This window comes from Streptococcus sp. 2154 (assembly GCF_013277255.1).
Classification (GTDB): Bacteria; Bacillota; Bacilli; order Lactobacillales; family Streptococcaceae; genus Streptococcus; species Streptococcus pseudopneumoniae.
Map to the genome: position 1 here is coordinate 41,960 of NZ_VMMK01000029.1, position 13,773 is coordinate 55,732.

Sequence of the window (13,773 nt, forward strand, 5' to 3'; positions counted from 1 at the left end):
TGATTTTCATTGAGTATTAGGAAAAAGGAGATGAAGATGAAATTTGGGAAACGTCACTATCGTCCGCAGGTGGATCAGATGGACTGCGGTGTAGCTTCATTAGCTATGGTTTTTGGCTACTATGGTAGTTATTATTCTTTGGCTCACTTGCGAGAATTGGCTAAGACGACTATGGATGGGACGACGGCTTTGGGCTTGGTCAAGGTGGCAGAGGAAATTGGTTTTGAGACGCGAGCAATTAAGGCGGATATGACGCTCTTTGACTTGCTAGATTTGACTTTTCCTTTTGTTGCCCATGTTCTTAAGGAAGGAAAATTGCTCCACTACTATGTGGTGACTGGGCAGGATAAGGATAGCATTCATATTGCCGATCCAGATCCTGGGGTGAAATTGACCAAACTGCCACGTGAGCGTTTTGCGGAAGAATGGACAGGAGTGACTCTTTTTATGGCACCTAGTCCAGACTACAAGCCTCATAAGGAACAAAAGAATGGTCTGCTCTCTTTTATCCCTATATTAGTGAAGCAGCGTGGCTTGATTGCCAATATCGTTTTGGCAACACTCTTGGTAACCTTGATTAACATTGTGGGTTCTTATTATCTGCAGTCTATCATTGATACCTATGTGCCAGATCAGATGCGTTCGACGCTTGGGATTATTTCTATTGGGCTGGTTATCGTCTATATTCTCCAGCAGATTTTGTCTTACGCTCAGGAGTATCTCTTACTTGTTTTGGGGCAACGCTTGTCGATTGATGTGATTTTGTCCTATATCAAGCATGTTTTTCACTTGCCCATGTCCTTCTTTGCGACACGCAGAACAGGGGAAATCGTGTCTCGTTTTACAGATGCCAATAGTATTATTGATGCGCTGGCTTCGACCATCCTTTCGATTTTCCTAGATGTGTCAACGGTTGTCATTATTTCCCTTGTTTTATTTTCACAAAATACCAATCTCTTTTTCATGACCTTATTGGCGCTGCCTATCTACACAGTGATTATCTTTGCCTTTATGAAGCCGTTTGAAAAGATGAATCGGGACACCATGGAAGCCAATGCGGTTCTGTCTTCTTCTATCATTGAGGACATCAACGGTATTGAGACTATCAAGTCTTTGACCAGTGAAAGTCAGCGTTACCAAAAGATTGACAAAGAATTTGTGGATTATCTGAAGAAATCCTTTACCTATAGTCGGGCAGAGAGTCAGCAAAAGGCTCTGAAAAAAGTTGCCCATCTCTTGCTCAATGTCGGCATTCTCTGGATGGGGGCTGTTCTGGTCATGGATGGCAAGATGAGTTTGGGGCAGTTGATTACCTATAATACCTTGCTTGTTTACTTTACCAATCCTTTGGAAAATATCATCAATCTGCAAACCAAGCTTCAGACAGCGCAGGTTGCCAATAACCGTTTAAATGAAGTGTATCTGGTAGCTTCGGAGTTTGAGGAGAAGAAAACAGTTGAGGATTTGAGCTTGATGAAGGGAGAGATGACTTTCAAGCAGGTTTACTATAAGTATGGCTATGGTCGAGATGTCTTGTCGGATATCAATTTGACCATTCTTCAAGGCTCTAAGGTGGCTTTTGTGGGGATTTCAGGGTCAGGTAAGACGACCTTGGCCAAGATGATGGTTAATTTTTACGACCCAAGTCAGGGAGAGATTAGTCTGGGTGGTGTCAATCTCAATCAGATTGATAAAAAAGCCCTGCGCCAGTACATTAACTATCTGCCTCAACAGCCCTATGTCTTTAACGGAACGATTTTGGACAATCTTCTTTTGGGAGCCAAGGAGGGGACGACACAGGAAGACATCTTACGGGCGGTCGAATTGGCAGAGATTCGGGAGGACATTGAGCGCATGCCACTGAATTACCAGACAGAGTTGACTTCGGATGGGGCAGGGATTTCAGGTGGTCAACGGCAGAGAATCGCTCTGGCGCGTGCTCTCTTGACAGATGCACCGGTCTTGATTTTGGATGAAGCGACCAGCAGTTTGGATATTTTGACTGAGAAGCGGATTGTCGATAATCTTATGGCTTTAGACAAGACCTTGATTTTCATCGCCCACCGCTTGACCATTGCTGAGCGGACAGAGAAGGTGGTTGTTTTGGATCAGGGCAAGATTGTTGAAGAAGGAAAGCATGATGATTTGCTTGCACAGGGTGGCTTTTACGCCCATTTGGTCAATAGCTAGAAAGAGGAGAGGATGAAACCAGAATTTTTAGAAAGTGCGGAGTTTTATAATCGTCGTTACCATAATTTTTCCAGTCGGGTGATTGTCCCCGTGTCCCTTCTGCTCGTGTTTTTGCTTGGATTTGCAACATTTGCAGAGAAGGAGATGAGTTTGTCTACTAGAGCTACTGTCGAGCCTAGTCGTATCCTTGCAAATATCCAGTCAACTAGCAACAATCGCATTCTTGTCAATCATTTGGAAGAAAATAAGCTGGTTAAAAAGGGAGAGCTGTTAGTTCAATATCAAGAAGGGGCAGAGAGTATCCAAGCGGAGTCCTATGCTAGTCAGTTGGACATGCTCAAGGATCAAAAAAAGCAATTGGAGTATTTGCAAAAGAGCCTGCAAGAAGGGACGGATTACTTTCCAGAGGAGGATAAGTTTGGCTACCAAGCCACCTTTCGCGACTACATCAGTCAAGCAGGCAGTCTTAGGGCTAGTACATCGCAACAAAACGAGACCATCGCGTCCCAGAATGCAGCAACTAGTCAAACCCAAGCTGAAATCGGGAATCTCATCAGTCAAACAGAGGCTAAAATTCGCGATTACCAGACAGCTAAGTCAGCTATGGAAACAGGTGCTTCCTTGGCCAGTCAGAATCTAGCCTACTCTCTCTACCAGTCCTACAAGTCTCAGGGCGAGGAAAATCCGCAAGCTAAGGCTCAGGCTGTTGCGCAGGTTGAAGCGCAGCTTTCTCAGTTAGAATCTAGTCTTGCTACTTACCGTGTCCAGTATGCAGGTTCAGGTACCCAGCAAGCCTATGCGTCAGGTTTAAGCAGTCAATTGGAATCTCTCAAATCCCAACACTTGGCAAAGGTTGGTCAGGAATTGACCCTTCTAGACCAGAAAATCTTGGAAGCAGAGTCAGGCAAGAAGGTTCAGGGAAGTCTTCTAGACAAGGGGAAAATTACGGCGAGTGAGGATGGGGTGCTTCACCTTAATCCTGAGACTAGTGATTCTAGCATGGTTGCAGAGGGGGCTCTACTAGCCCAACTCTATCCATCTTTGGAAAGAGAAGGAAAAGCCAAACTAACAGCTTATCTTAGTTCAAAGGATGTAGGAAGGATCAAGGTCGGTGATTCGGTTCGCTATACGACGACTCATGATGCCAAGAATCAAATTTTCCTAGATTCTACTATTACAAGTATTGATGCGACAGCTACTAAGACTGAAAAAGGGAATTTCTTTAAAATCGAGGCGGAGACTAATCTGACTTCCGAGCAGGCTGAAAAACTTCGTTACGGGGTGGAAGGTCGTCTACAGATGATTACAGGTAAGAAAAGTTACCTACGTTATTATTTGGATCAATTTTTGAACAAAGAGTAATGTTCGTGTTTTTAGAGTTAAATAATTTTAAAACTGTGAGAAAGATTCTTCTTGCAGTTTTTTTCTTTATGATTTTTGAGATACTACCTTATTTATTCGGTTAAAATCTTGTAATTTTAGGTTTTTTATGGTAGAATGTGCTCAAGTAATACGAAAGGCGAACTTTAAAATGTCAAAACAATTGATCTATTCGGGAAAAGCTAAAGATATCTATACAACTGAGGATGAAAATCTTATTATTTCAACTTACAAGGATCAGGCGACTGCTTTCGATGGTGTCAAGAAGGAGCAGATTGCAGGTAAGGGAGTGTTGAATAATCAGATTTCATCTTTTATTTTTGAGAAATTAAATGCGGCTGGTGTGGCGACTCACTTTGTGGAGAAACTTTCAGATACGGAACAACTCAATAAAAAGGTTGAGATTATTCCTTTGGAAGTCGTGCTTCGCAACTATACTGCTGGTTCCTTTTCAAAACGTTTTGGTGTGGATGAGGGAATCGCCTTTGAGACTCCGATTGTTGAATTTTACTACAAAAATGATGATTTGGATGATCCATTTATCAATGACGAGCATGTGAAATTCCTACAGATTGCGGATGACCAACAGATTGCCTACTTGAAGGAAGAAACCCGTCGTATCAATGAACTTTTGAAAGCCTGGTTTGCTGAGATTGGCCTTAAGTTGATTGACTTTAAGCTAGAGTTCGGTTTTGATAAGGATGGTAAGATTATCTTAGCTGATGAATTTTCACCAGATAACTGCCGCTTGTGGGATGCGGATGGCAACCACATGGATAAGGATGTTTTCCGTAGAGGATTGGGAGAACTAACAGACGTTTACGAAGTTGTCTGGGAGAAGTTGCAAGGTTTGAAATAATCTGTTTGCAACGGAAAACCTTCGTCTCTCAACTAAAAGGACTCAGTTTGAAAAGGTTCCCCAGACCTTTTCACTCCGTAGGGGATTGGGAGAACTAACAGACGTTTACGAGATTGTCTGGGAAAAGTTGCAGGAATTGAAATAACAGCCTCAAGGCTGTTTGGGAACATTGCAAGAGCTGAAATAAAGGAATAAGAATTGATGGATAAACGTATTTTTGTTGAAAAAAAGGCTGATTTTCAGGTCAAGTCAGAGAGTTTGGTTAGAGAACTCCAGCATAGCTTGGGACTTTCAAGCTTGAAAAGTATTCGTATTGTGCAAGTGTATGATGTATTTGATTTGTCAGAGGACCTGTTTGCACCTGCAGAGAAACACATTTTCTCTGAGCAGGTGACAGACCATGTTTTGGACGAAGCGGCTGTGCAGGCGGATCTTGCCAACTATGCTTTCTTTGCGATTGAAAGCCTACCAGGGCAGTTTGACCAGCGTGCAGCATCTTCACAGGAAGCCTTGCTTTTACTAGGAAGTTCGAGTGATGTAACGGTTAATACAGCCCAACTTTACTTGGTGAATAAAGATATTGATGCGACTGAGTTGGAAGCGGTCAAGAACTATCTGCTCAACCCAGTTGATTCTCGTTTCAAGAACATCACAACAGGGATTGTCAAGCAGGAATTTTCAGAGTCAGACAAGACCATTCCGAAATTGACTTTCTTTGAAAGCTATACAGCAGAAGACTTTGCTCGCTACAAGGCTGAGCAAGGGATGGCCATGGAAGTGGATGATTTGCTCTTTATCCAAGACTATTTCAAGTCAATGGGGCGCGTGCCAACTGAGACGGAACTCAAGGTTTTGGACACTTACTGGTCTGACCACTGCCGTCACACGACTTTTGAGACTGAGTTGAAACACATCGACTTTTCAGCTTCTAAATTTCAAAAGCAATTGCAGTCAACCTATGACAAGTATATTGCCATGCGCGAGGAATTAGGTCGGTCTGAAAAACCACAAACCTTGATGGATATGGCGACTATTTTCGGTCGTTATGAGCGTGCTAATGGACGATTGGATGATATGGAAGTCTCTGACGAAATCAATGCCTGCTCAGTTGAAATTGAAGTGGACGTTGATGGTGTCAAGGAACCTTGGCTCCTCATGTTTAAAAACGAAACCCACAACCATCCAACAGAAATTGAGCCATTTGGTGGAGCGGCTACCTGTATCGGTGGAGCTATTCGTGATCCGTTGTCAGGCCGTTCCTATGTTTACCAAGCCATGCGTATTTCAGGTGCTGGTGATATTACAGCACCGATTTCGGAAACTCGTGCTGGGAAATTGCCACAACAAGTCATTTCTAAAACAGCAATTCATGGTTATTCTTCATATGGTAACCAGATTGGGCTTGCCACAACCTACGTTCGTGAATACTTCCACCCAGGCTTTGTAGCTAAACGTATGGAACTTGGTGCCGTTGTTGGTGCGGCTCCCAAGGGCAATGTTGTCCGTGAAAAACCTGAAGCAGGTGATGTGATCATCCTTCTCGGAGGTAAAACAGGTCGTGATGGTGTCGGTGGTGCGACGGGCTCTTCTAAGGTTCAAACAGTTGAGTCTGTAGAGACTGCTGGTGCTGAGGTTCAAAAAGGAAATGCCATCGAAGAACGCAAGATTCAGCGCCTCTTCCGTAATGGCAATGTCACTCGTCTGATCAAGAAGTCCAATGACTTTGGGGCAGGCGGTGTCTGTGTGGCTATCGGTGAATTGGCAGACGGTCTTGAAATCGACCTCAACAAGGTGCCTCTTAAATACCAGGGCTTGAATGGTACAGAAATTGCCATCTCTGAATCACAAGAACGGATGGCGGTCGTGGTTCGTCCTGAAGATGTGGATACCTTCGTTGCCGAATGTAACAAAGAAAATATTGATGCTGTTGTGGTGGCGACAGTAACTGAAAAACCAAATCTTGTCATGCACTGGAATGGTGAGACAATCGTTGACTTGGAACGCCGTTTCCTTGACACCAATGGTGTGCGCGTGGTTGTCGATGCCAAAGTTGTGGACAAGGATGTCAAACTCCCAGAAGAGCGTCAAACATCTGCTGAAACACTGGAATCAGATACCCTTACGGTTCTATCTGACCTCAACCATGCAAGTCAAAAAGGATTACAGACTATCTTTGACTGCTCTGTTGGACGCTCAACGGTTAATCACCCACTTGGTGGTCGTTACCAACTCACACCAACTGAGGCATCTGTGCAGAAATTGCCAGTTCAACACGGTGTGACTCATACTGCGTCGGTCATTGCTCAAGGTTTCAACCCATATGTAGCTGAATGGTCTCCATACCACGGTGCTGCTTATGCGGTTATCGAAGCAACTGCTCGTTTGGTGGCTGCTGGTGCCAACTGGTCCAAGGCTCGTTTCTCTTACCAAGAGTATTTCGAGCGTATGGATAAACAAGCAGAGCGTTTCGGTCAGCCAGTAGCTGCTCTTCTAGGTTCTATTGAAGCACAAATTCAGCTTGGCTTGCCATCTATCGGTGGTAAGGACTCCATGTCTGGTACCTTTGAAGAATTGACCGTTCCGCCAACCTTGGTTGCCTTTGGGGTGACGACGGCAGATAGCCGTAAGGTGCTCTCTCCAGAATTTAAAGCTGTTGGGGAAAATATCTACTACATCCCAGGTCAAGCCCTCTCTGCAGAGATTGATTTTGACTTGATTAAGAAAAATTTTACTCAGTTTGAAGCCATCCAAGCTGACCATAAAGTGACATCTGCATCAGCTGTCAAATACGGTGGTGTAGTTGAAAGTTTGGCTCTTGCTACTTTTGGAAATCATATCGGTGCAGAGGTAATCTTGCCTGAACTTGAAAGTTCTTTGACAGCACAATTGGGCGGATTTGTCTTCACATCTCCTGAAGAAATTGCTGGAGTAGAGAAGATTGGACAAACGAAAGCAGACTTTACACTGACTGTCAACGGTGTGAAGCTAGATGGACACAAGCTTGACAGTGCATTTCAAGGGACATTGGAAGAAGTTTACCCAACAGAATTTACCCAAGCGAAAGAACTAGAAGAAGTACCAGCTGTGGTATCAGATGTTGTGATTAAAGCCAAAGAAAAGGTTGAAAAACCTGTGGTTTACATCCCAGTCTTTCCAGGAACCAACTCAGAATATGATTCAGCTAAGGCCTTCGAAAAAGAAGGTGCAGAGGTCAATTTGGTGCCATTCGTGACCTTGAATGAAGAAGCTATTGTCAAGTCAGTTGAAACTATGGTTGACAATATCGACAAGACTAATATTCTCTTCTTTGCCGGTGGATTCTCGGCTGCGGATGAACCAGATGGTTCAGCTAAGTTTATCGTCAATATCCTGCTTAATGAAAAAGTGCGTGCGGCTATTGATAGCTTTATCGCCCGTGGTGGCTTGATTATCGGTATCTGTAATGGATTCCAGGCCCTCGTCAAATCAGGTCTTCTTCCATACGGGAACTTCGAGGATGCCAGCAGTACGAGCCCAACCCTCTTCTACAATGATGCCAACCAGCACGTGGCCAAGATGGTGGAAACTCGGATTGCCAATACCAACTCGCCATGGTTGGCTGGAGTGCAAGTGGGTAATATTCATGCTATCCCAGTATCGCATGGTGAAGGGAAGTTTGTCGTGACGGCTGAGGAATTTGCAGAGCTCCGTGACAATGGTCAAATTTTCAGCCAATACGTTGACTTTAACGGTAAACCAAGTATGGATTCTAAGTACAATCCGAATGGTTCTGTCCATGCCATCGAAGGAATTACCAGCAAGAATGGTCAAATCATCGGTAAGATGGGCCACTCAGAACGTTATGAGGATGGTCTTTTCCAAAATATCCCAGGCAATAAAGACCAACACCTGTTCGCATCAGCGGTTAAACATTTCACTGGAAAATAAGACTTACAGATTTTCTAATAGATAGTATCAGTAATGTAAAAGTCATGTAAATCTAGCTCTTGATGATTACAAATGAAAATTAGGTATAAAAAATGACATACGAAGTAAAATCTCTTAATGAAGAATGTGGTGTTTTCGGTATTTGGGGACATCCAGATGCTGCTAAGTTGACCTATTTTGGACTCCACAGTCTTCAACACCGTGGTCAGGAGGGGGCAGGAATCCTCTCCAATGATCAAGGACAACTGAAGCGCCATCGTGACATGGGGCTTTTATCAGAAGTTTTCAGAAATCCAGCCAATTTGGATAAATTGACAGGAGCTGGTGCGATTGGGCATGTGCGTTATGCGACTGCTGGCGAAGCTTCTGTTGATAACATCCAACCCTTCCTCTTCCGTTTTCACGATATGCAGTTTGGTTTGGCTCATAATGGAAATCTGACCAATGCAGCCTCTCTCAAGAAAGAACTGGAACAAAGAGGAGCAATTTTCAGCGCGACTTCGGACTCTGAAATCTTGGCTCACCTCATTCGTCGCAGTCACAATCCTAGTCTGATGGGCAAAATCAAGGAGGCGCTCAGCCTAGTTAAAGGTGGTTTTGCCTATATCTTGCTATTTGAAGATAAGTTGATTGCGGCTCTTGATCCCAATGGTTTCCGTCCGCTTTCTATCGGGAAAATGGCCAACGGAGCGGTGGTGGTTTCCTCTGAAACCTGTGCTTTTGAGGTTATTGGTGCTGAATGGATTCGTGATTTGAAGCCAGGTGAGATTGTGATCATTGATGACAAGGGCATCCAGTATGATAGCTATACGGATGATACTCAGTTAGCAATCTGTTCTATGGAGTATATCTATTTTGCCCGCCCTGATTCTAACATTCATGGTGTCAATGTTCATACGGCACGTAAACGTATGGGTGCTCAATTGGCGCGTGAATTCAAGCATGAGGCGGATATAGTGGTCGGTGTGCCCAATTCTTCCCTCAGCGCAGCCATGGGATTTGCGGAAGAATCTGGTTTGCCAAATGAAATGGGCCTCATCAAGAACCAATACACCCAACGTACCTTTATCCAACCGACTCAAGAATTGCGGGAGCAAGGGGTGCGGATGAAATTGTCTGCAGTTTCTGGTGTTGTCAAAGGCAAGCGTGTGGTTATGATTGATGACTCTATTGTACGTGGAACAACTTCTCGTCGTATCGTTCAGCTTTTGAAAGAAGCAGGTGCGACTGAAGTTCACGTTGCTATTGGCAGTCCAGCGCTAGCTTATCCATGCTTCTACGGGATTGATATCCAGACCCGTCAGGAGCTGATTGCGGCTAATCATACGATTGAAGAAACTCGCAAAATCATTGGAGCTGACAGCCTGACTTACCTCTCTGTTGAGGGGTTGATTGATTCGATTGGGATTGAAACGGATGCGCCAAATGGTGGTCTCTGTGTCGCTTACTTTGACGGTGACTACCCAACACCTCTCTATGACTACGAAGAAGACTATCGTAGAAGTTTGGAAGAAAAGACCAGTTTTTACAAGTGAGTTACTGAGATTCTCCATAAAAGAAAAGGAATAAAGAAATGGCAAATAAAAATGCGTACGCTCAATCTGGTGTGGATGTTGAAGCGGGTTATGAAGTTGTTGAACGGATTAAAAAGCACGTGGCTCGTACGGAGCGTGCAGGTGTCATTGGAGCTCTTGGTGGCTTTGGTGGCATGTTTGATCTTTCAAAAACAGGTGTCAAAGAGCCCGTATTGATCTCAGGGACGGATGGTGTCGGAACCAAGCTCATGCTGGCTATCAAGTACGACAAGCACGATACTATCGGTCAGGACTGTGTGGCCATGTGTGTCAACGATATCATCGCTGCAGGTGCGGAACCCCTCTATTTTCTCGACTATGTGGCGACAGGTAAGAATGAACCAGCTAAGCTAGAGCAAGTCGTTGCTGGTGTGGCAGAAGGTTGTGTGCAGGCTGGTGCTGCCCTCATCGGTGGGGAAACGGCTGAAATGCCGGGCATGTACGGCGAAGATGACTACGACTTGGCTGGATTTGCGGTTGGTGTGGCTGAAAAATCTCAAATCATTGACGGTTCAAAGGTGGCAAAAGGTGATGTTCTTCTCGGACTCGCTTCAAGTGGGATTCACTCAAATGGTTACTCTCTCGTCCGTCGTGTCTTTGCAGACTACACAGGTGAGGAAGTCCTGCCAGAATTGGAAGGCAAGCAACTCAAGGAAGTTTTGCTTGAGCCGACTCGTATCTATGTCAAGTCTGTTTTGCCACTCATCAAGGAAGAGTTGGTCAACGGCATTGCCCATATCACAGGTGGTGGCTTTATTGAGAATGTCCCTCGTATGTTTGCAGCTGATTTAGCAGCTGAGATTGAGGAAGACAAGGTTCCAGTGCTTCCAATTTTCAAAGCCCTTGAAAAATACGGTGAAATCAAACATGAAGAAATGTTTGAAATCTTCAATATGGGGGTAGGGCTCATACTGGCAGTTAGCCCTGAAAATGTAACTCGTATCAAGGAATTGTTGAATGAACCAGTCTATGAAATTGGTCGTATCGTCAAGAAAGAAAACGAAAGTGTCATCATCAAATGAAAAAAATAGCAGTTTTTGCCTCTGGTAATGGCTCAAATTTTCAGGTGATAGCGGAACAATTTCCAGTAGAGTTTGTCTTTTCAGACCATCGTGACGCCTATGTGCTCGAACGTGCAGACAAGCTTGGTGTCCTATCCTACGCTTTTGAACTCAAGGAGTTTGAGAACAAGGCAGACTACGAAGCGGCCCTTGTCGAACTCTTGGAAGAGCACCAGATTGACTTGGTTTGTCTAGCAGGCTACATGAAAATTGTTGGGCCAACCTTATTGGCAGCCTATGAAGGCCGAATCATCAACATTCATCCAGCCTACCTGCCAGAATTTCCAGGAGCTCATGGGATTGAGGACGCTTGGAATGCTGGTGTTGCTGAGAGTGGCGTGACCATTCACTGGGTGGACTCAGGTGTAGATACAGGGAAGATTATCAAACAAGTGCGTGTGCCACGGCTGGCTGATGATACCATAGAAAGCTTTGAAGCTCGCATCCATGAGGCAGAGTACAAGTTGTATCCGGAAGTGTTGGATAGTTTGAAATTAAGGAGAAAGTAAATTTTGAATAATAAAGTTATTAAGACTTTACTAGATAAAGTTAAAGAATTTGAATATTTTTTTAATGAGTATGAAAAACAATTTTACCCTAAAGTAATAAAAATTAGAAATTTATTTCTAGTTAGCTTAATTGTATTTATTATTCTAATGTTGACAAGTTATGTACTTTGGTTCTGGAATTTTGGTGATTTGTGTGTTAAAATAGTTTCTCTTATTTTTACTGTACTTTCTTTGGGGGGCTTTATTTATCTCAGTCGAAAATTTGATAAAATTTCAGATGGAAAACCTAATAAATTTGAAGAGCTATGTAGAGAAATAAAGTATGAATTGATTCTTATGTATGGAGAAAAAGCTAGTTATGCTGTGAAGTTGTTAATAGCTGATTTGACAGATAAACAGGATAATAAAATTAAGAAGTATGAAAGTTTAGTAAAGTCGGTAGGCATAGTTGGTATAATTTTGGTAACGGCTTTTATCACTTTGGCTTTAAATAAATTATTTGTTGCAGATGAGACAGCTATTTCTGTTGAAACATTTTTGGGTTTAATTTTAATCGTAGCTATAATAGTATGGTTGATTAATTTCATAGATAGTGGAATAAAAAATATTATTAAATACCCCATATGGGGTAAAGCTTCAAAAGAAGTGTATCTAATAGATATTTTATACGAAGTTAAATATATGGTTTTGGAAAAGGAGAATATAATGACTAAACGCGTCTTAATCAGCGTCTCAGACAAAGCGGGCATTGTTGAATTTGCCCAAGAACTCAAAAAACTTGGTTGGGAGATTATCTCAACAGGTGGAACTAAGGTTGCCCTTGATAATGCTGGGGTGGATACCATTGCTATCGATGATGTGACTGGTTTCCCAGAAATGATGGACGGTCGTGTGAAGACCCTCCACCCAAATATCCACGGAGGGCTTCTCGCTCGTCGTGACTTGGATAGCCACTTGGAAGCGGCTAAGGACAACAAGATTGAGCTCATTGACCTTGTGGTGGTCAACCTTTACCCATTTAAGGAAACTATCCTTAAACCAGATGTGACTTATGCTGATGCAGTTGAAAATATCGATATTGGTGGGCCGTCTATGCTTCGTTCAGCAGCGAAAAATCATGCCAGTGTTACAGTTGTGGTAGATCCTGCTGACTACGCTGTGGTTTTGGACGAATTGGCAGCAAACGGCGAAACCTCTTATGAAACTCGCCAACGTTTAGCAGCCAAAGTATTTCGTCACACAGCGGCTTATGACGCCTTGATTGCAGAATACTTCACAGCTCAAGTGGGTGAAAGCAAGCCTGAAAAACTCACTTTGACTTATGACCTCAAGCAACCAATGCGTTACGGTGAAAATCCTCAACAAGATGCCGATTTCTATCAAAAAGCTTTGCCGACAGATTACTCGATTGCATCCGCTAAACAGCTCAACGGTAAGGAATTGTCTTTTAACAATATCCGTGATGCGGATGCTGCCATTCGTATCATCCGTGACTTCAAAGATCGTCCAACCGTTGTGGCTCTCAAACATATGAATCCATGTGGAATTGGTCAAGCTGACGACATCGAGACTGCTTGGGACTATGCTTATGAGTCTGACCCAGTCTCAATTTTCGGTGGAATCGTCGTTCTCAACCGTGAGTTGGATGTTGCGACAGCTGAGAAGATGCATGGTGTTTTCCTTGAAATCATCATCGCACCAAGTTATACGGATGAAGCGCTAGCTATTTTGACTAATAAAAAGAAAAACTTGCGTATCCTTGCCTTGCCATTTGATGCTCAAGAGGCTAGCGAAGTGGAAGCAGAATACACAGGTGTTGTCGGTGGACTTCTGGTACAAAACCAAGACGTGGTCAAAGAAAGCCCAGCTGACTGGCAAGTGGTGACCAAACGCCAGCCAACTGAGACAGAAGCGACTGCTCTTGAGTTTGCTTGGAAAGCTATCAAGTACGTCAAATCAAACGGTATCATCGTAACCAATGACCACATGACACTTGGTGTCGGTCCGGGTCAAACTAACCGTGTGGCTTCTGTTCGCATCGCTATTGATCAAGCTAAAGACCGTCTTGACGGCGCTGTTCTTGCTTCGGATGCCTTCTTCCCATTTGCGGATAATGTGGAAGAAATCGCCAAAGCAGGGATCAGGGCTATCATCCAGCCGGGTGGATCCGTCCGTGACCAAGAGTCTATCGAAGCTGCTGACAAATATGGCTTGACAATGGTCTTTACAGGTGTGAGACATTTTAGACATTAAGAACGTTAAAGGGAAGAAAA

General features: G+C 43.7%; 9 protein-coding genes. All 9 read left to right on the forward strand.

Going from position 1 to position 13,773, the window contains the following annotated elements:
- The first annotated feature begins 36 nt into the window (after positions 1-36).
- The 9 genes from comA (at position 37) to purH (ending at position 13,753) form a co-directional block, all read left to right on the forward strand.
- Positions 37-2,190, forward strand: coding sequence for a peptide cleavage/export ABC transporter ComA (comA, locus tag HT693_RS05420; RefSeq protein WP_138704226.1), 2,154 nt, complete (start codon positions 37-39; stop codon positions 2,188-2,190).
- A 12-nt stretch (positions 2,191-2,202) separates the two neighbouring features.
- On the forward strand, positions 2,203-3,552 hold the full coding sequence (comB, locus tag HT693_RS05425) for a competence pheromone export protein ComB (RefSeq protein WP_172924990.1): 1,350 nt from the start codon (positions 2,203-2,205) through the stop codon (positions 3,550-3,552).
- A 169-nt stretch (positions 3,553-3,721) separates the two neighbouring features.
- On the forward strand, positions 3,722-4,429 hold the full coding sequence (purC, locus tag HT693_RS05430) for a phosphoribosylaminoimidazolesuccinocarboxamide synthase (protein ID WP_023932912.1): 708 nt from the start codon (positions 3,722-3,724) through the stop codon (positions 4,427-4,429).
- A gap of 1 nt (position 4,430) precedes the next feature.
- Positions 4,431-4,574 carry a phosphoribosylaminoimidazolesuccinocarboxamide synthase gene (locus tag HT693_RS12380; protein WP_078374291.1) on the forward strand — a complete coding sequence of 48 codons (144 nt, stop codon included), beginning with the start codon at positions 4,431-4,433 and terminating at the stop codon, positions 4,572-4,574.
- 56 nt (positions 4,575-4,630) lie between these two features.
- A complete protein-coding gene (locus HT693_RS05440; RefSeq protein ID WP_172924992.1) occupies positions 4,631-8,356 on the forward strand; it encodes a phosphoribosylformylglycinamidine synthase in 3,726 nt (1,241 codons plus the stop codon).
- A 92-nt stretch (positions 8,357-8,448) separates the two neighbouring features.
- A complete protein-coding gene (purF, locus tag HT693_RS05445) occupies positions 8,449-9,891 on the forward strand; it encodes an amidophosphoribosyltransferase (RefSeq protein WP_023938639.1) in 1,443 nt (480 codons plus the stop codon).
- Between the two features lie 38 nt (positions 9,892-9,929).
- A complete protein-coding gene (gene purM / locus HT693_RS05450; RefSeq protein WP_023938637.1) occupies positions 9,930-10,952 on the forward strand; it encodes a phosphoribosylformylglycinamidine cyclo-ligase in 1,023 nt (340 codons plus the stop codon).
- Positions 10,949-11,500, forward strand: coding sequence for a phosphoribosylglycinamide formyltransferase (purN, locus tag HT693_RS05455; RefSeq protein WP_023938635.1), 552 nt, complete (start codon positions 10,949-10,951; stop codon positions 11,498-11,500). Before purM ends, purN begins: the two co-directional genes overlap by 4 nt.
- A 705-nt stretch (positions 11,501-12,205) precedes the next feature.
- Entirely contained in the window at positions 12,206-13,753 is a 1,548-nt protein-coding gene (gene purH / locus HT693_RS05465) for a bifunctional phosphoribosylaminoimidazolecarboxamide formyltransferase/IMP cyclohydrolase (RefSeq protein WP_031222471.1), read from the forward strand.
- Positions 13,754-13,773: the final 20 nt, after the last annotated feature.